Below are 19,040 nucleotides of genomic sequence, written 5' to 3'. Positions count from 1 at the left end.
TTTTAATGAACATTGTCCGGGTTCTCCTGCATACTCTTCAGCTGCCGGCCGACATGCTGCGGAAACAGCTGCAGCGGCACATCGCTGCCGCCTGCGGCCCGCAGCGTCTTGTAAATATCCACCTGGCCCCAGCCGTAATATTTATCATGACCGGCTTCACCCAGATCAACAGCATTTGCGGTCATCAGCTCCATAACCTCTTTGTTGGTCAGCTCCGGATTGAGTGAACGGACCAGCCCTGCAAGCGCAGCTACATGCGGACTGGCCATGGATGTGCCGGAGAGGGCGGCATACTGGTTATCCGGATAGGTGCTGGCAATGCTTTCGCCGGGAGCGGCTACATCAATATAATCCCCATAATTGGAAAAAGAGGCTCTTTCACCTGCAGCGTTGGTGGCGGCCACAGCCAGAACTTCCTCGTAAGCGGCCGGATAGCCCGGGCGCTCCGTGTTGTCATTGCCTGCGGCAGAGACGATGACCACATCCCGGTCATACGCATATTTAATTGCATCATGCAGAAACTGCGAATCCGCATAGTTGCCAAGGCTCAGGTTGATGACCTTGGCCCCGTTGTCGGCAGCCCAGATAATACCTTCGGCAACAGAATAGGTGGTACCCGCACCGGAGTTGTCGAGCGCTTTTACCGGAAGAATCTTGTTATACCAGCTGATGCCGGCCACACCTTCCTCGTTGTTGATAACGGCGCCGATAATGCCGGCTACATGCGTTCCATGTCCTACATCATCATCCGGTACAGAACCGTTGCTGATGGCATTATAGCCGGTCAGCAGCTGGCCCTGCAGATCAGGATGGCTCGCCTGGACCCCGGTGTCCACTACCGCGACGACCACCTCCTTGCTCCCTTTTGACAAATTCCACCCCTGTTCGGTTTCAATAGCCGGCAGGTTCCACTGATAGGTGGAGAACAGCAGGTCGTTAGGTGTAACGACTCCAGTGCCGGTATTTTCGTACGGGGTATCATTGGTTAAATACATATAGTGGGGCTCTGTATATTCCGGACTCCACTTGTTCTCGAAATAGGTTTTGAGCCGGGAGTAATTCAGTTTATCCGAGCGGAAAATATAGGCATACCCCAGCTTGCGCGGCTGCTTGCAGCGGATATCTGCGGATATTGTCTGAAGCTGGCCTGGCGTTGGATGGCCGTTTTTGAAACGGACAACAATTTCATTTTCGTAAAAATGGCTGGCATTCTCATTGTCATGGCCCGTTTTAACCGTGATATCCTTCAGGGTATCGGCATGGACCGATTCAACCCGGTATTTGCCTTCCTTCGGATATGGGATCAGGCGCAGATTTTTGAGCTGATGATCGGCCACTCGGTCCAGAATATTCTGGCTGATTAAAGCGATGACACCGATCTTGCCCTCCTGGTCACGCTGGGCTGTAAAGTAATACTTTTTATCTCCGATTATAAAAGAAGGCGATTCATACGACTGGTGGCCTTTGATCGCGGCTTTTGCCGTATTCAGGTATTTCAGCAGCTGTTTGTTCTCCTGGTCGGTGCCTTCCGGCAGCGAAGATTTGAATGTGCTTGTCTTGTGGTTCTGATAATCAATCCACATGAGCATGGTGATATGCCCGTGTCCCTGCTGCAGGCGCTTGGCATATGCTGAAATATCCCGGGGAAGCGCACCGTGCGTTTCGGCTAGCATGGTCCGCAGATGTTTACTGACATCAGTCCGGTTCAAGCGGTCGGTAGCGCTGACATCCTGAACGAGAGAGGTCTTCTTGATGGTCTTCTCCTGCACAGGACCGGGAACCGCGGGGAGGGCTGCCTGCCTCGGCTTCGTTTCTTCAGTGGGGCGAAGCAGAAAAGTAAGCAGAATCACAGTGAACGCAGCGGTCATCAGACCGGCGACAGTCATATTTTTTCGGGACATATTTACCGCTCCTTCAAGGTATCGTATAGCTGTAGGTTTAGAAGAGAGCGCTGCTTTTATGCATTACAGAAAAGGATACCCTGTGCTGTGTTTTTGTGTTAATATCATACTCATTAAACGGCCTGTCCGGGCCAAGTATCAATTCAATGAAGTTTTTGTTATACTGTTATCTAAGAAATGAAACGCTTGCACTGCCTTTTCGAGGCCGGGATGAGAATAACTTTTCCTGGAAATACCTGTATTTAACCAACAATAAGAGCAAGGACTAATAAGGGGGAGCAACCGCCATGTCAGCAGCTAATGTGCAGAAACTATGTGAAACGACGAGAGAGAAATTGAAAACCGTAATCGGAAAAATGGAACTATTCCTGAACAATCATGCGCTGCCTCAGCTGGTAACGGAAGAGGATGAGGAAACAGTAGCATTTTATCAAGGCTTTCTGTCCGATCTCCGCCATCTGCTGGTTTTCTCCGAAATGTCTTACGAGAAGCTCGGAGTGGCCTTGCGCCGCGCTACATTTGATCAGGATTTCGCGCAAAAAGCGCTTTACAACGTATATCATTACGGAGTGAACAACTTCTTTTATCCAAAAAATGAAAGCTATTCCGAAGACGGGCGTTACGCTTATACAGGCCAGGATGCCATCCGCTTCCGCAAAAAGCCTGTCCGTCCGGCACGCGACATTATTATGGAGATCACCAAGGTGTACGAAGAGCTGCGGGATGATCTTAATTACTACGAAAACGATTATCTGACCGAAAAACGCATGCAGAACCAGGTATAATCTATACAGAATTTTGCAGCACTCATTCAAGGGACCGGGCTTGCCATAGCATATGGCAGGTCCGGTTTCTTTTTGCTGTGCCACATTGAAGGTATGGAGCGTAATTTAAAAAGCGTGCCTCTCTGCTAAAGTTCTACATTGCCTGCTGAACCAGCAGGTGGCAGCTCCTTAACCGCATACGGAGGAAGACGCGGGGACATAATGATGCTGAGGTGATGATAACATGTCAAACGCCAAACCGCTTGTAAGATGCAGCGTCAGCAATTGCCATTATTGGGGTTCACAAAATGTATGCCGGGCCGAGGAAATTGTCATTGAGATCGACAAGCATGCAGGCAGCGCCTTCAAGGAAGAATATGCCGAAGAGCTGACAAGCCGTGGCAAGCACCATGATCACGCCGGTACATCGTCTGCAACCTGCTGTCTGACCTTTAAGCCGGGCGAGTAGGAGGATGATGGCCAATGGATCCGAAAAATGAGGGAACGAAGCATGATCCGGGGCAGCGCAGAAAAGTGATCTTGCGTCCGCGCAGCCGGGTGGATTACCCGAGACGGGATCCGTCCCACCGGGAAGAGTATGCTGCTGAGGTAAGCCCGCCCCTAGTCCGCCGGCCGGAAACGGCCAGCAGAGACAGTGCAGAGACCCGGGAAACAGCCGGTAATCAAGCCGACAGCAGAAAACTGGGCTATATCGCACTCGGGTTCGGGATTGTATCGTTATTCATCTGGTCGATCATTGCCGGTCCTGTAGCTGCGGTGCTTGGTTACAGTGCTTATTCCCGCGGGCAAAAAACGGCAGGCGCCTGGGCAATGGGGCTGGGCATCGTATCTACACTGAGCTATTTTGTAATGATTCCTTTTGCAAGATAGCTGTTTAAACCAAGGGCGGAACAATCGAAACAGGCTTTTAGACCTAACTATGAGGGTCGAAAGTCTGTTTTTTTCTGTCGATATATAGCATTTCCAATAAATGAATTGTAAAATAAAGGCGTATCTAAAATTTAAAATAGAGCCTATTCCTAACAGTGCATGTATATACAGAATGAATCAGAAAGAGGGATGCGTTATATGAGTATAGATCCAGCGGCAGCAAGCGGACTTGGGCAGCTGAAATGGGTGAACCTGCGCTCAAGCACCGGATTGCCCGCCGGAAAAAGCACGGCTGAAGCTCCGGGCTCGTCCAAATCCGAATTTGCTGCTACGCTGAAGCAGCTTACCGCGCAGCCAGCGGACGGAAGCAACCCTTCAGGAGCAGCTATACTTACAGACAGTGCAGCGCTCAGCAGCCTGATCTGGCAGCAGCTTGGTGCAACGAGCGTCGGGTACGGCAGTGTCTCTGATGGTACTACCGAAACTGTACCCACGGATTATGAAGAGCTGATTCAGACGGCGAGTGCCAAATACGGCGTACCGGCTGACCTGATCAAAGCGGTGATCGACACGGAGTCCTCGTTTAACCCGAATGTAGTCTCATCGGCAGGAGCCAAAGGGCTGATGCAGCTGATGGATGGAACGGCGAACGGGCTGGGCGTATCCGATCCGTTTGATCCGGCCCAGAATATCGACGGCGGTGTACGTTATCTGTCCTATCAGCTGAAGCGTTATGACGGAGAAGAGAAGATGGCGCTGGCCGCATATAATGCCGGACCGGGACGGGTGAGCAAGCTTGGGGTAAGCAATGATGAAGAGCTGATGCAGAAGCTGAGCCAGCTTCCCAAGGAAACCCAGGCCTACATTACCAAAATTGACCGCGCCCGCGCGGAATACGCGCTATAATAGTAAGATCAAACGGCATTCCCGGACTTTTGCGACGGGGTTGGCCGTTTGGTCTTTTTTCGTTCAGGACTTTATACGGCGTGTACTTTGAGGTATTCTAGAGGTCTTGATAAGATCATTGCCTAATGGGATTAGCCAACAATTTAAAGGAGAACTTAAATATATGCTGTACTGGGATTATGCCGCAGCAACCCCGCCTTATGAGGAAGTGGTCCAGACAATGGGCCAGATCATGGGGCTTCATTATGCCAACCCTTCCTCCCTGCACCGCGCAGGCATGGAAGCAGACCGGCTGCTTACCCGCTCCAGAGAGGTATGTGCAGCCGCGCTAGGGGCAGCTCCGCACGAAATTATGTTCACCTCGGGAGCCACGGAGAGCAATAACCTTGCTGTTAAAGGTGCTGCCCTGCAGTACCAGAGCAGGGGACGCCATATCGTTACTACGCAGATCGAGCATCCTTCTGTGTATGAAAGCTGCCTGCAGCTGCAGGCGCTGGGCTGGGAGGTTACCTTTGTTGCTCCTGACAGCAACGGGGTGGTAGATCCTGCCTGTATTGCCGAAGCAGTCCGGAAGGACACCGTTCTGGTCAGCGTGATGCATGTCAACAATGAGACCGGGGCTGTACAGCCGCTGGCGGAGATCGGGCGGCTGGTCAAGGCCGCCAATCACCGCACGCTGCTGCATGTCGATGGCGTGCAGGGCTTCGGAAAGCTGCCAACTGAGCTGAAAAAATGGCAGGCTGATCTGTACTGCCTGTCTGCCCATAAGCTCCGCGGCCCGCGCGGGGTTGGCATTCTGTATGTCAGAGAGGGCATCACACTGTTCCCGCTGCTTACCGGAGGGTCACAGGAGCAGGGGGCGCGCGCAGGCACGGAGAACGTAGCCGCGATCGTTGCCTCGGCCAAGGCAGTTCGCATGAGTGCAGAAAACAGGGAAGCTTATAATAAGCAGATTATACCGCTGCGGAACCGGCTGCTGGATTTTTTATCCGGTATTCCGGAATTTGTGGTGAACAGCAGCAGAGACGGGGCGCCGCATATTGTGCATTTTTCCTATCCGGCCGTTAATGGCGAAGTGATGGCCCGTAAGCTGGAAGAGCTCGGAATGACGGTCGCTACCCGGTCCGCTTGTTCCTCCCGGCTGGCGGAGCCGAGCCGGATCCTGCTGGCGATGGGCAGGGATGCCGCCGCCGCGCTCGGCGGGGTGCGCATCAGCCTGGGCGATGCCCATGCACAGGCTGATATAGCAGCTTTGGAGCAGGCGCTGCTGGCTGCTGTACAGGCATTGAAGATTGGAGAGAGGGGCAGAACGGAATGATGAGAGAGAATGGGACTGAAGCCGCGGCAGGCCGCGGAAGCAGTATAGATTATGCGGATATGCTGCTGCTGCGCTTCGGGGAGTTTACACTAAAGGGCAAGAACCGCAACCGGTTTGAGAAGACCGTGCTGCGCCATGTCAAAGAGATGGTGAAGCCTTATCCTAAGGCTGTGCTTAGCAAGGAATTCGGGAGGATTTATGTCACGCTGAACGGGGAACCCGGGCGTGAGCTGGCCGAAGCGCTGAAGAATGTGTTCGGCATCGCTTCCATCAGTCCGGTCAAGGTTTCGCGCTCGGATTTTGACGAGATTCTGGCTGCCAGCCGCAGCTTCCTGGAGATTATTGCCCCGCCTCAGGGGACTACCTTCAAGGTGAGCGCACGGCGTGTGTGGAAAGACTTCCCGCACGGCTCCATTGAAATGAATAAGCTGATTTCCACCCCGCTGCTGCAGGGTTATCCGGGACTGCTGGTTGATGTGAAATCGCCAGCGCTTGAGCTGAAGCTGGAAATCCGTGAGGGGTCTACGTATATCTTCTGCGATCAGATTGACGGTGTCGGCGGATTTCCGCTGGGAACGAACGGAAAGGCGATGCTGCTTCTGTCCGGCGGCATCGACAGTCCGGTAGCAGCCTGGTCCTCGATGCGCCGGGGGCTGGAAGTGGAATGTGTCCACTTCTACAGCTACCCGTATACAAGTGAGCTTGCCCGCCAGAAGGTTGTTGATCTGGCGCGTGTACTGTCGCGTTATGCAGGGGTAATCAAGCTGCACCTGGTTCCGTTCACCGAGGTGCAGACCTCTTTTACCGGAATCGGGCAGGATAACCTGATCATTACGCTGATGCGGCGGGCGATGCTGAGAATTACGACCCAGCTCGCAGAGCGGGAAGGCGCGCTTGCGATAGTAACGGGTGACAGCCTGGGGCAGGTGGCCAGCCAGACCTTGTCCAGCATGAATGTTATCGGCCGCGCCACACCGCTGCCGCTGCTCCGCCCGCTCGTGATGATGGATAAGAGCGATATTGTGGAGCTTTCACAGAGAATCGGAACGTATGACCTGTCGATTTTGCCATATGAAGATTGTTGTACTCTGTTTGTTCCGAAATCGCCCACAACCAACCCGAACCTGCGGATTATTGATAAAATCGAGGCAACCCTGCCCGGATACTCAGCCCGGCTGGATGAAGCGGTCGCAGGAACAGAGACGATCACCATAACCCCCTACGGTGATGAAAAGCCGCATGACCTTGTGCCTGCCCAGTCAGGGCTGCAGGAGGAATGGTTCTAGGCCTGCCTGTTTTCGTATCGGCATAAATAACCGGACAGGTAGCATAGCTTGCCCTCTGTGGACATACATGTAATACATGTAGTCCGGGGAGGTAAGAAATCTATGGATTCGATAGTTTTGCTTGGTCAAATTCTGATGATCAATCTTGTGCTGAGCGGGGACAATGCGATGGTGATCGCGATGGCCAGCAAAAATCTGCCCGAGAAGCACAGGAAGCTGGCTGTCTGGTGGGGGGCTGCAGGAGCTGTGGCCCTGCGCTGCGTGCTGACCTTTGCCGCTGTGCTGCTGCTCCAGATCCCCTATATCCAAGCCGGCGGAGGGATTCTGCTGCTGTGGATTGCCTTCAAGCTGCTGCTGGAGGAAGAGGATGAGGTCACGGTCCGTGATGAGGGCTCAAGCGTATGGAGATCGATCCGTACCATCCTGCTGGCCGACTTCGTCATGAGCCTGGACAATGTACTGGCCATTGCCGGGATAGCCAAAGGGGATCTGGCACTGATTGTCATCGGGATCATGCTCAGTATTCCGATTGTCGTGTGGGGAAGCGGTCTTATTGTAGGCTGGCTGCACCGTTTTCCGGTTCTGGTCTACATCGGGGCATTTATTCTCGCGCATACTGCGGGGGATATGCTGCTGCATGATGCCAAGTTCGGGCTGGTCATTTCGTTCTTCCTGCCTTCCTACCACACCCTCCTTCCAATTGCCCTGGGCATCATTGTTGTCCTGACAGGCGTATTCAGGAAAAGGCTGGTATCGGCCTGAGCGAAAACGGCAATAATGAAGGCTGTGCCACAAGCTGGATAAGCTTTGGCACAGCCTTTTTTGCTGCGCCGGGGAAAGCCGTTTTTTAGAAGGGAAATGCTGCTGAATGATGGCGTTTTATGGCAGTTTCAGCTAGAATATAAAAGGAATCCAGCGAAAAGAAGTGAACTATGAAGGGATAGGTGAACAATGTCATCAAATAAAGACATGAAACTGGGGATCCTCATTGCCGCCGCCGGCCTTATTATTTTATTGGGAAAGCTGGGGGTATTCGGATTTCTCGGACGGACCTTATGGCCGCTCGTCATTCTGATTCCAGGCCTGTTCCTGCATGTGCTCTTTTTCAGCCGCAGGGCTTCAGCCATGATACTGGTTCCCGCCGGCATACTGACGGTCTACGGGCTGCTGCTGGGCTTCTGCAATACCTGGGGCTGGGGATATATGCGTCATCTGTGGCCGGTGCTGCTGCTCGGGGTTGCTGTAGGACTGTATGAATATGCGTTTTATTCTCCGGGACGGACCGGAGGTCTTACAGCCTTTTCTGTCATTCTCGGGCTGTTTAGTATTGCACTTCTGGTGTTCAGCATGATTGGTACAGGCGTGTTCTATCTGCTCGGCATTATGCTGGTAGTTGCGGGAATCTGGCTGATGATTGGCCGCAGAAAGCCGGGAAGCCACAAAAAATGGAACGGCGGCTGGTAATCACGCTCTGTGAACTAGAAAAATTAAACGGAGCTGGAAATCGTTTTTTCATAAAAAGACTTGCTTTTCATGGTGCTTTCACTATAGAATTAAGAAATGTTGAAGCGTCGGCTTTCTGCCAGGCGCTTCTTTTGTGAGATTGCCGTGACATGTCAAGAATTTAAACATTTTTAATTTGATAAATGAGAGGATTTGGATACAAATCATGCATTCAAGAACAGAAATCCGCAATATCGCGATTATTGCCCACGTTGACCATGGTAAAACAACGCTCGTCGATCAGCTGCTGCAGCAATCCGGTATTTTCAGCGCCCATGAAACCCTGCAGGAACGTGCTATGGACTCTAACGACCTGGAGCGGGAACGCGGTATCACGATCCTTGCCAAAAATACAGCAATTACCTATAAAGAGTTCCTGATCAACATCGTAGATACACCGGGCCATGCTGACTTCGGCGGCGAAGTGGAACGGATTATGAAGATGGTTGACGGCGTACTGCTCGTTGTTGATGCTTATGAAGGCTGCATGCCGCAGACGAAGTTCGTTCTGCGCAAAGCGCTGGAGCAGAACCTGACACCAATTGTTGTTGTAAACAAGATTGACCGTCCGGCTGCCCGTCCGAAGGAAGTTATCGACGAAGTACTGGATCTGTTCATTGAGCTTGAAGCAAACGATGACCAGCTGGAATTCCCGGTTGTATATGCTTCCGCGCTTAACGGAACATCGAGCCTTGATCCTGAGAAACAGGACGATAACATGCAGGCACTTTATGACACCATCACCAAGTACATCCCGTCTCCAACCGAAAAAGTTGACGAGCCGCTGCAGTTCCTGGTAACCCTGATGGATTACAACGAATATCTGGGACGTATCGCTGTTGGACGTGTTAACCGCGGTATTATCAAGCAAGGCCAGTCCGTAACAGTTATTATGCGTGACGGCAAGAGTAAAACTGCCCGTATCGAGAAGCTGTTCGGCTTCCAGGGCCTGAAGCGTGTTGAAACCGAAGAGGCCGGTGCAGGCGATATCGTCGCAATTGCCGGAATCAAGGATATCAACATTGGTGAAACGATTGCTGATCCGGCTAACCCTGAAGCGCTGCCGGTTCTGAAAATTGATGAGCCTACTATGCAAATGACGTTCCTCGTGAACAACAGCCCGTTTGCAGGTAAAGAAGGTAAATGGGTAACTTCCCGTAAACTGCGTGAGCGTCTGTTCAAAGAGCTTGAAACAGATGTCAGCTTGCGTGTAGATGAAACAGACAGTCCTGACGCATTTGTCGTATCCGGCCGCGGTGAGCTTCACCTGGGTATCCTGATCGAGAATATGCGCCGTGAAGGCTATGAAATGCAGGTTTCCAAGCCTGAGGTTATCGTGAAGGAAATCGACGGAGCCAAGATGGAGCCGCTTGAGCGCCTGCTCATCGATATTCCGGAAGAGAGCATGGGCTCCGTTATGGAGAGCCTTGGAACTCGCAAAGCTGAAATGGTTAACATGATCAATAACGGTACCGGCCAGGTACGTCTGGAATTCCTGATTCCGGCACGCGGACTGATCGGTTATAATACACACTTCCTGACGCTGACACGCGGTTATGGCGTAATGAACCATGCGTTCGACAGCTATGCTCCATTGATTGGCGGCCAGGTTGGCGGACGTCATCAGGGCGTACTTGTATCCAGCGAAACCGGAACAACTACATTCTACGGCATGATGGGTGTTGAAGACCGCGGTATTCTGTTCCTGGAGCCGGGTACTGACATCTACGAAGGTATGATCGTTGGTGAACACACCCGTGATAACGACATTATCGTTAACATCTGTAAGGAGAAAGCACTGACTAACGTGCGTTCTGCTACCAAGGATGAAACGGTAAAAATGAAAACTCCGCGTATGTTCTCACTGGAAGGTGCACTTGAGTACCTGAATGATGATGAATATTGTGAAATCACGCCTAAATCCGTACGTCTGCGCAAGAAGATCCTTAACAAGGGTGAGCGCGAGCGTGCAGAGAAGCAGCGTAAGCAGGCTCAAGCTAGCCAGGCTTAAGCTGACAGCCATAAGCCGCCGGATTAGTAATCCGGCGGCTTTTCTGCGTCTTATGGCGGTTGCTTAAATTTAAGGATTAATAAGAGCAGGAATGCTATAATGTAAGCGACCTTATTTCCGGGAGGAGTGACGGCTGTGCAGAGCTGGTTCGCTGATCATCCGATAATCGCTTATATCGTTATTTTTGTTTTACTGACTTATGTGTATAACCGTGTCTTCCGTGTGAATCAAAAGCTTCCGCTAGGCAAGGAGATTGTACTGTACCTGATGATGGCGCTCGGCTCCGGTATGCTGCTGATCTTTCAGCATGACAAGCTGCCGATTATCCAGTGCCTGCTTGTAGCAGTAGGTCTTATGCTGCTGGTAAGGGTCCGCTATATGGTGGAGGCCCGGCAGAAACGGAAGGCTGCAGCGCCGGACAAACAACGGTAACCGCAACTTTTGCCTGCGGATTTCGTCTAAGTCTGTAGCTTGAACCAAAATCCATGTGAATTGAAAAGGACTTTATTCCATTATGAATACCAGAAAAGGAAGCCTGCCTCCAAGATCAAACGGACCGCAGGGGGGCAGGGGACAACAGAACCGGACTGCCCCGCAAACCAAAACAATTAAGAAAAAAGTTAAAAAGCGCAGCTTTTTTGCAAGGCTGACCAGAATGCTGCTGACGCTGGTACTGATTGCCGTGGTGGGCGGACTGGGATATGCAGGGTATTTGTACTATAAGTTCGATAAGGGCGGCTTCGGTACAGACCAGGCTGTAGACAGCGGACAGCTGGCCTCGGCCAAGCCGCTGACCATGCTGCTGCTCGGCACGGACAACCGTCCTAAGCATCCCTCCAATCTGACGGATGTTATTATGGTGGCTGCACTGAATCCGGATACAGAGTCGGCAACGGTCGTTTCCTTGCCCCGTGATACGTACGTGGAGCTCAGCGGTTATAAGAAGAACAAGATTAATGCCTACTACGCAAGATTCAAGGGTAAAGAAGATACATCCGGCCTATCCGCCGAGGATGAGATGAAGACGATGATGGGCAAATATCTGGGGATTGATATTGATTATGTTACTGTACTCGATTTCCAGGGCTTCCGGGACATTGTGGATGAGCTGGGCGGGGTAGATGTGAACATCAGCGCTGATATGTGCTATACCGACAGTGTGGACGGAACCGATATTAATCTCAAAAAGGGTCCGGCACAGCTGGGCGGGGATGACGCGCTTGATTATGTACGGTACCGCAAGTCCAACTGCAGCCCGAAAACAGCAGCATCGGATGACTTTGACCGCAACAAGCGCCAGAATGAGGTGCTGAACGCGCTGGTCGGACAGATGCAGTCGCTGGGCGGTGTACTCAAAATCGGCAAGGTTATGGACGCAGTCGGCAATAATCTGGAAACTGATATTGAGAATGAGCAGATTAAGAGCATGATTGCTACCTACTGGAAGATTTCCAAAGAGAATATCTCTTTTGTCCCGGTAACAGGTACCTGGCGCAGCCCGTATGTATATATTAACGATACAGAGCTGGATAACGCCAAACAGAGCCTCCAGGCTACGTTAGCCGGTGCTGCAGCAACAGGCTCCAGTAACTGATTCCAAGGCACATTGAGCAGCTGTATGGAAACATCTCTAAATTGAATGCAAGTTTACGCGTATGCTATAATATAATAAATTGAATGCACATTTGCCGCATAGGGGGCCTGTACTTATGTCCGAAGCCGTTGCTCAGCTTAATGAATCCCTGCTTTCGATGCTGCAATCTGAGACCTTTGTTCTTCTTAACACGGTGGATGCCGAAACGGGAGGACCTACGTCTACAGCTATTTCCTGGATTTACGCCGTTTCCCCTTCTGTTCTGCGTCTGGCAGTCGATCACCGGTCACGGCTGGTGAACAACATGAAGGTTAACCCGCTTGTGACGATTACGGTATTTGGCGAGGGAACTGTTCACGCCATTAACGGCCGTGCTGCGGTGAAGCAGGATCCGCTTCCGGATGTGCCTTTTAAGTTGTGCTGTTTTGATGTTGAAATTGAAGCGGTCCGTAATGCGTTGTTTTATGGCGCTGCGCTTGAGTCCGCCCCGAAATATGCCAAGGTATATGATGCCCGTGCAGCTGAGAAGCTGGACGGACAAGTGTTTGCCGCCATGCAAAAAGCCCAGTGATTATCTCACTAGGCTTTTTTTGTCTACTTGTTATACCAATATAAGGGAGTGATTCAGCGGCGGACCTATTATTGATTGTTACCTTGCGGCTTCGTATCCCCGGGCAGCTGAGGGATGATCCGGCCGATAATATCTGCCAATTCGGAGGCAAAGCCGGAAACCGGGTTACCCTGCGAAATATGGCGGCCCATGTCATCCAGCCGGCCTGAAAGATCCATATCGGCTGTGACCAGTGCCTTTACACCGCGGGGATCCTTGCGGATTGCCTCGGCTACCGAATATTTAATGCTTCCGACCCGGGAACGCTCAAGTGACCCGTCGACATCAAGGCCGACTACAGCCACATTGTTCATGACGACACAGTGGGCTCCGTTTACTCCCGGTACTCTTTTGGCCAACTGCTCAAAATGGTCCTTCAATGCAACATCGCTGTTATCCTGAGCGTTATAAGGTTGTCCGGTTCCGGACTCCATGTTACTCCCGCGGACGTTGGCGTTGTCGTCAGACAGCTGCTGCACCCCGTAATCCCCCTGGCTGCTTAACGCTTCAGGCGATTGTTTACTCTGAGGAGAGGGTGATGACTCTTTATTAGCGATACCGCAGCTTGTCAGCAGCAGCAGTACCAGCAACAGACACATTGATTTTCTCATATGAAATACTCCTTTCAGTCAAAAATCAGTACTTTACCTTATGTTGCCCTTGCTGAAAAGAGTTATGTATGATCAATCAAACCAGGCGCTGTGGAGGGGATATCATGAAAAAGATATTTGTACTAGACACTAACGTGCTTTTGCACGACCCCAATTCGATCTTTGCGTTTAAGGAGAATGAAGTAGTCATTCCGGCTGTAGTTCTGGAAGAAATCGACTCCAAGAAGCGCAACGCCGATGAAATCGGCCGCAACGCCCGCACCGTGTCACGCTTGTTAGACGGACTCCGTGAGCTGGGCCACCTGCATAGCGGGGTGGAGCTGGAGCATGGAGGTACGCTGAAGGTGGAGCTTAACCACCGCAGCTTCGTAAAGGTACAGGAGATGTTCGGGGAAATCACCAATGACAACCGGATATTGGCTGTAGCGCTTAATTATCTCCTTGAGGAGAACGAAAAAGCTGAACCGCGCCCTGTGGTACTCGTAAGTAAAGATGTACTCGTCCGCATTAAAGCGGATGTGCTTGGAATAACGCCGGAGGATTATCTGTCCGACCGCACCGGTGACCTGAATGAGCTGTATACAGGCTATCAGTCACTGCTGGTTCATCCGTCGCTGATTGATGAATATTACAGCAACCGTTCCTTGTCCGTGAAGCAGCTGAACCTGTCCTTTAAGCTGTATCCGCATGAATTCGTCATTCTGAAGGATGAAATCGGCAGCGGGAAGTCGGCTCTGCTCAAAGTGAACAGTGATGCGTCCAGACTTGAGCCGCTGTATCTCGGAAATGACGCCGTCTGGGGCATCAGCGCCCGCAACGCACAGCAGCGGATGGCGCTTGAGCTGCTGCTGAATGAGGATATCCCGCTCGTGACCATTACCGGTAAAGCGGGAACAGGCAAGACGCTGCTGGCGCTTGCCGCCGGGCTGTTTAAGGTTGAGGATGAGCATCGCTACAAAAAGCTGCTGATCGCCCGGCCCGTCGTACCGATGGGTAAGGATATCGGCTACCTGCCCGGCGAGAAGGACGAGAAGCTCCGCCCGTGGATGCAGCCGATTTACGACAACCTGGAGTTCCTGTTTGATACCAAGAAGGCCGGAGATATCGATAAAATATTGATGGGCCTGGGCAGCATCCAGGTCGAGGCACTCACCTATATCCGCGGACGCTCCATTCCGTCGCAGTTCATTATCATCGACGAGGCGCAGAACCTGTCCCGCCATGAGGTGAAGACCATCGTCTCCCGCGCCGGTGAAGGTAGTAAGGTCATCCTGATGGGCGACCCTGAGCAGATTGACCATCCTTATCTGGATGCGGCGAGCAACGGTCTCAGTTACATTGTTGAAAAGTTCAAGCAGGAGGGCATCAGCGGCCATATCACTTTAGAAAAGGGCGAGCGTTCGCGCCTGGCCCAGTTGGCTGCCGATCTGCTGTAAATACATGCAGCTCCCGGGCAGAGCCCGGGCTGCATAACCGCAAGTCTGTATCCTCAAAAAGCCGGGAGATCACCTTCCCGGCTTTTTGCCTGCCCGCCCCAGCGGGGCGGGAGGTTTTAAGATTGTTTTTGCGATAAGAGGAGTGGAAAGAAGGTTTGGAGCTGTAGGAGCGATAGCGTCCGCCTTTGTCTGCGGATTTCCCCCGCGAACAGCGGTATACATACAATCATAAAATCTGCAGACAACAGCGGCCGGAAGCCCAAAGCTTTCTTGGAATGAATCTTACTATCGCGGCAGCAATCTTTTCAGCATCCTGCCCCATTACATATATAATAGAAAGAGAACGGTTTCACAACCCAAAGACATTAGCGCTGATCTCTGGTAAAATAGGGAAAGGTATTTAAACAGGAGGGACGGAACCATGCTGAAACGCAAGAACTACTGGCTGCTGTTTGCGGTACTGCTGCTGGCGCTGACAAGCTTGTCGCCAAGCATGGAGCTCGATACCACAGAAGGGACAAATCCGCCGAGACAGCCGCTGAGCCTGTCTGAGCTGCCGGATGCCAAAGACAAGAACAATGTGACCAGTCTCAACATCCGTGTGTCCATGAGCGGCGCTGAGCTGAAGGCGCTGCAGCGGATCAGCAGCAATTACACCCTGTCGACCGGAATCCAGGTATCGATCAGCAATGTAGACAATGAGGAAAATGCCGTGATGCTCAAACAGGAGCTGGCGACAAGAGAAAGTCCTGATATTATCATGACCGACGGCCGGAATATTCCGGATCTCGCCACACGCGGATATCTGCTCCCGGTGGACGTCTATCAGAGTGTGCCGGGCAGTGCGCCGCTTACCGCGCTTATTCCGCAGATGCAGTGGAACGGCTATGACTGGGGGGTTCCGCTGGATATAGATCCTTATGTACTGGTCTACTCTCCTCAGCGGCTGGCTGAGCTGGGGTTTACTGCAGCACCGGTTAGCCTGGAGGAGTGGAGCGGGCTCCTGAACGGATTGAGGGAACAGCAGCAGAGGGAGCCTGATAAAGAGCAGTACCTGCTGGCTATGGACAGCCGCAATCCATATGGCTTCTCTGCGCTGCTGGAAAGCATGGGATTTAGTATGGCCGGTGATTATACAGCTGCACTGGAGTGGGTAGAAATTGCCCGGAGTTACTTCTATCTGAGCAGCCGCTTTAATACGGATGTGTGGGACATGCTGCAGAGCGGCAAGCTTGCACTGGCTGCACTTCCGTTGTCCGAGTGGAAGCTGCACGGCAATGCTTCACTGTCCGCGGAGGCGCCGGCAGGAGTGTCTGGAAAGAGTGGATATGAAGCGATGCAAAGCCGTTTTTTTGCTCTTCCTGCGGGCTCTTCCAATCCGGAAACGGCGGTGAACTGGCTGGCATATGTCACTTCCCCCACTGCACAGCTCGAATGGCTGGAGAATACGCGGCGGCTGCCGGCGCTGGAGGAGCTGTACCGTTCAGCACAGCCGGAAATTTCTGCTCTTCCGTTTGACGGAAGCCTGTTGTTAACGGAAGAAGATATCACTGCGCTTCCGGGAGGAAGCAGCTGGGATGCCGTTTCGGAAGCGGTCACCCTGCTGCTGACCGGTAAGCAGGGTGCAGCCGAATACAAGGCGTCTATAGGTCTGGAATCAGAATGAAATAGAGAGCTTCACATACAGCACGCCGTCTTTGCTTTCCACCTCAGTCGCATGCAGGAAGGAGACGATCTTGCCCGGATAGAACCCGAGATCGAATTCATCCTCCAGATCCTGGCGGGTGGATTCCGGCAGCTCCAGCCCGTTGAACACCACATTGTCGATATGGAACATCAGGCCATTCACCGGTTCCTCCTGAATGGAGTAGTGGCCCGATAAGGTCAGGGTCAAACCACCGCTTGAGCCTGTGGCAATAACGCTGCCGTTACTGAACGCAAAGCCGAAATCTTTAAATAGCTTATTTTCCGACACCAGAAACTCGTTCAAATCCTCTTCTTTTAGTGCAAGATTATAGGTCATCCCCTTACGGGTCAGAATCCCCTCGCGCCCCTGGACAAACTGCGGAAGCCGGTTCATGGCTGAGGAAAGCGCCTTAAAGTAGGTTTTAACCTCGTGCAGCCCGATGTTCTCCCAATACCTGGTGAATTCATTCAAAAGAGCACTCATACTCTCCGGATCACTGCTTGCCCTGATGCCGCCCTCAATCTCCTCGTTCAAAACAGCTACCCGCTGTTTCTGCTCCAAAAGTGCGGTTTTAAGCTCCTCGAGCTCCCTTGAACTGCGTTCTGCAGCTGTCAGCGTTGCTTTTAGCTCTTTATAATTCCCTTCATATTGCCTCAGGATATCATGATCCCGCCTGATAATAATCTCGTAATAATCGTACAGCGCAAGCACCCGGCTGATGCTTTTGGCAGACAATACGGCGGCAAGCAGCCCGTCCCGCTCACCCGTATAATAAGAACGGACAACGGCACCTGCGCGTTCCTGCTGGTCAGCTATCGCGGTTTGCTGGTCTGCTGCCTGATCCTTCAGTTTTGCTGCTTTTTGCTCAAGAGCGGCTTGTTCGGCGGTAATTCTGGCAATTTCTTTTTCGATTTCTGCGGAAGACAGAGTCTGCTCCAACAGTCTGCGCGTTTCTTCATTATCCTCGAAGGCAGGCGGAGGTACGGCTGTGGAGCCGCTGCCTGCTGACAGATAAGCCGTTGACGCAAGCGGCAGTACAGTAAGCAGAATGAGAATGATCAGGAAGGCGGAACTTCGGATTATTTTGCTGCGGGAGAGCACCACATCACCACCTTTTGCAGAATGAACGGTTATGTACTATTAATATGTTTTGTCCTGTTAAAATATCATACCCTCTTTTCTTAAGGGAGCACACAAAAAAAGGAGGTGTTCCTTGAATCAAGGAGCACCTCCATTAGTTTAAAGTTAATGTTACAACGGTAGCCCCATCTGAAAGACCGTCCAGTAGCTGAATCCCGTGAATGTCACGATCATATAGCCCCAGAAGAGCAGAATATATGTTTTTTCCGTAAACTTCATATAGCCCAGTACAACAAAAAAGGCGGTCTGTAAAAAGAAGAGTAAAGCCATTTCAGTCAGATTGCCGGCAAAGGCCATAAGCCCGATGACTAATGTGAAGAATCCCAATACGCGGAACATACGGTCCAAGAGAGTATCCCCCTTCTTAGAAATGATTCCCGAAAAACGCTTCTTTGGATCTATTATACCTGTTTGTCAAAAAACTGTAAACGAATTCATTGAAAAAAAATGTGCGATTTTATAATAAATATGATTTTTGCTGTTGACATATTCTCTGGATGGGAAAATATAGCGTCAGGCGTATGATGTCTAAGCAAAATGGAAATACAATTTAGTATCAAATAGATTCTATGAACTCTAGCAGAGGCATAGAAATGGAGTAAGCAGCTTTTATCCTATTCACTATCCGGCGGAGCTGCCGGTTATGAAGATGGTTACTTTGAGATGTTGTTAGGAGGGTTAGGCTTTATGACAGCCGTTAGACAGGATGCTTGGAGTGCGGAAGATGATTTGATTTTGGCCGAAATAACGCTGCGTCATATCCGGGAAGGCAGTACCCAGCTTGCCGCTTTTGAAGAGGTGGGCGAAAAAATCGGAAGAACCTCGGCAGCCTGCGGGTTCCGCTGGAACAGCTGTGTCCGTAAAAGCTATGAGGATGCAATCGGGATCGCGAAAGGACAGCGCCAAAAGCGCAGTTATCTGAAAAAGCAGCCGGTGAACAGGGGAGCGCAGGTAGCCGGCCTGGTTCTTGGTGACATTGAAGAGGATTACGGGCGAAGTGACAACCTGAATGAAAGCTCCTTATCTATCGACGCAGTCATCCGGTTTCTCAGACAGTGGAAAGGGACATTCCAGGAAGCAGGGCGTCAGCTGAAAATGCTGGAGCGTGATCTCCGGGATAAGGAAGATGAACTGACGGAGCTGCGGGCGGAGAATGAGCGGCTCTCCAAAGAGGTTAACCTTGCGCAAAGTGATTACCGCGTGGTAAATGATGATTACAAGGCTCTAATCCAGATTATGGACCGGGCGCGCAGACTGGCGTTTCTGAATGAAGAGGAAGAAGAGATGAAAACAAGGTTCAAAATGGATGCAAACGGTAACCTGGAACGGATGGAATAGCCATCTCTTTCGTTAAAAGCTGCTGACGAGTGCCGGAAGGCAAG

The 19,040-nt window shown here is 51.6% G+C and carries 19 protein-coding genes; 15 read left to right on the top strand and 4 right to left on the bottom strand.

Annotation, left to right across the window (positions count from 1 at the left end; all coding sequences use genetic code 11):
• Window positions 1-2 precede the first annotated feature (2 nt).
• On the bottom strand, window positions 3-1,901 hold the full coding sequence (locus NST84_RS22890) for a S8 family peptidase (protein WP_342562429.1): 1,899 nt from the start codon (window positions 1,899-1,901) through the stop codon (window positions 3-5).
• Between the two features lie 287 nt (window positions 1,902-2,188).
• On the opposite strand from NST84_RS22890, the gene NST84_RS22885 reads away from it, so the two are divergent.
• The 12 genes from NST84_RS22885 (at window position 2,189) to NST84_RS22830 (ending at window position 12,745) form a co-directional block, all read left to right on the top strand.
• Window positions 2,189-2,686: a YpuI family protein gene (locus NST84_RS22885; protein WP_342562428.1), complete on the top strand. Its 498-nt coding sequence runs from the start codon at window positions 2,189-2,191 to the stop codon at window positions 2,684-2,686.
• A gap of 223 nt (window positions 2,687-2,909) precedes the next feature.
• Complete coding sequence (locus NST84_RS22880) at window positions 2,910-3,134, top strand: DUF1540 domain-containing protein (RefSeq protein WP_342562427.1); 225 nt, start codon at window positions 2,910-2,912, stop codon at window positions 3,132-3,134.
• A 14-nt stretch (window positions 3,135-3,148) separates the two neighbouring features.
• Window positions 3,149-3,556, top strand: a complete 408-nt coding sequence (locus NST84_RS22875; RefSeq protein WP_342562426.1) for a hypothetical protein — start codon at window positions 3,149-3,151, stop codon at window positions 3,554-3,556.
• Window positions 3,557-3,754: 198 nt separating this feature from the next.
• The gene (locus NST84_RS22870; protein ID WP_342562425.1) at window positions 3,755-4,462 is read left to right on the top strand and encodes a lytic transglycosylase domain-containing protein; all 708 of its coding nucleotides are present in this window, start codon (window positions 3,755-3,757) and stop codon (window positions 4,460-4,462) included.
• A gap of 163 nt (window positions 4,463-4,625) precedes the next feature.
• Window positions 4,626-5,780, top strand: coding sequence for a cysteine desulfurase family protein (locus NST84_RS22865; protein WP_342562424.1), 1,155 nt, complete (start codon window positions 4,626-4,628; stop codon window positions 5,778-5,780).
• Entirely contained in the window at window positions 5,777-7,066 is a 1,290-nt protein-coding gene (gene thiI / locus NST84_RS22860) for a tRNA uracil 4-sulfurtransferase ThiI (protein WP_342562423.1), read from the top strand. The genes NST84_RS22865 and thiI overlap by 4 nt, the downstream gene beginning before the upstream one ends.
• Before the next feature lie 102 nt (window positions 7,067-7,168).
• Window positions 7,169-7,828 (top strand): TerC family protein, encoded by a 660-nt coding sequence (locus NST84_RS22855; RefSeq protein WP_342562422.1) that lies wholly within the window; start codon window positions 7,169-7,171, stop codon window positions 7,826-7,828.
• A gap of 189 nt (window positions 7,829-8,017) precedes the next feature.
• Window positions 8,018-8,530 (top strand): hypothetical protein, encoded by a 513-nt coding sequence (locus NST84_RS22850; RefSeq protein ID WP_342562421.1) that lies wholly within the window; start codon window positions 8,018-8,020, stop codon window positions 8,528-8,530.
• A 205-nt stretch (window positions 8,531-8,735) separates the two neighbouring features.
• Window positions 8,736-10,580: a translational GTPase TypA gene (gene typA, locus NST84_RS22845; RefSeq protein WP_342562420.1), complete on the top strand. Its 1,845-nt coding sequence runs from the start codon at window positions 8,736-8,738 to the stop codon at window positions 10,578-10,580.
• A 135-nt stretch (window positions 10,581-10,715) separates the two neighbouring features.
• Window positions 10,716-11,012, top strand: coding sequence for a YlaH-like family protein (locus NST84_RS22840; RefSeq protein WP_342562419.1), 297 nt, complete (start codon window positions 10,716-10,718; stop codon window positions 11,010-11,012).
• Window positions 11,013-11,094: 82 nt separating this feature from the next.
• Window positions 11,095-12,174: an LCP family protein gene (locus tag NST84_RS22835; protein ID WP_342562418.1), complete on the top strand. Its 1,080-nt coding sequence runs from the start codon at window positions 11,095-11,097 to the stop codon at window positions 12,172-12,174.
• A gap of 115 nt (window positions 12,175-12,289) precedes the next feature.
• Window positions 12,290-12,745, top strand: a complete 456-nt coding sequence (locus tag NST84_RS22830) for a pyridoxamine 5'-phosphate oxidase family protein (RefSeq protein ID WP_342562417.1) — start codon at window positions 12,290-12,292, stop codon at window positions 12,743-12,745.
• A 68-nt stretch (window positions 12,746-12,813) separates the two neighbouring features.
• Here NST84_RS22830 and NST84_RS22825 read toward each other — a convergent pair whose 3' ends face one another.
• Window positions 12,814-13,395 (bottom strand): YhcN/YlaJ family sporulation lipoprotein, encoded by a 582-nt coding sequence (locus tag NST84_RS22825; protein ID WP_342562416.1) that lies wholly within the window; start codon window positions 13,393-13,395, stop codon window positions 12,814-12,816.
• A gap of 104 nt (window positions 13,396-13,499) precedes the next feature.
• Between NST84_RS22825 and NST84_RS22820 the strand changes: the two genes are divergently transcribed.
• Window positions 13,500-14,831 carry a PhoH family protein gene (locus tag NST84_RS22820; RefSeq protein ID WP_342562415.1) on the top strand — a complete coding sequence of 444 codons (1,332 nt, stop codon included), beginning with the start codon at window positions 13,500-13,502 and terminating at the stop codon, window positions 14,829-14,831.
• Between the two features lie 421 nt (window positions 14,832-15,252).
• Window positions 15,253-16,497 carry an extracellular solute-binding protein gene (locus NST84_RS22815; protein ID WP_342562414.1) on the top strand — a complete coding sequence of 415 codons (1,245 nt, stop codon included), beginning with the start codon at window positions 15,253-15,255 and terminating at the stop codon, window positions 16,495-16,497.
• Here the strand turns inward: NST84_RS22815 and NST84_RS22810 are convergent.
• Together NST84_RS22810 and NST84_RS22805 are read right to left on the bottom strand one after the other, a co-directional pair.
• Window positions 16,489-17,619 carry a hypothetical protein gene (locus NST84_RS22810; protein WP_342562413.1) on the bottom strand — a complete coding sequence of 377 codons (1,131 nt, stop codon included), beginning with the start codon at window positions 17,617-17,619 and terminating at the stop codon, window positions 16,489-16,491. The genes NST84_RS22815 and NST84_RS22810 overlap by 9 nt on opposite strands.
• A 150-nt stretch (window positions 17,620-17,769) precedes the next feature.
• Window positions 17,770-18,006 carry a DUF2626 domain-containing protein gene (locus tag NST84_RS22805; protein WP_342562412.1) on the bottom strand — a complete coding sequence of 79 codons (237 nt, stop codon included), beginning with the start codon at window positions 18,004-18,006 and terminating at the stop codon, window positions 17,770-17,772.
• Between the two features lie 339 nt (window positions 18,007-18,345).
• Here NST84_RS22805 and NST84_RS22800 point away from each other — a divergent pair, with 339 nt between their 5' ends.
• Window positions 18,346-18,996, top strand: a complete 651-nt coding sequence (locus NST84_RS22800; RefSeq protein ID WP_342562411.1) for an RsfA family transcriptional regulator — start codon at window positions 18,346-18,348, stop codon at window positions 18,994-18,996.
• The last annotated feature ends 44 nt before the right edge of the window (window positions 18,997-19,040 follow it).

It is taken from the genome of Paenibacillus sp. FSL R7-0345 (assembly GCF_038595055.1).
Classification (GTDB): Bacteria; Bacillota; Bacilli; order Paenibacillales; family Paenibacillaceae; genus Paenibacillus_AQ.
The sequence above is the reverse complement of the archived record's forward strand: the minus strand, read 5'-3'. Positions and strand labels throughout refer to the sequence as shown.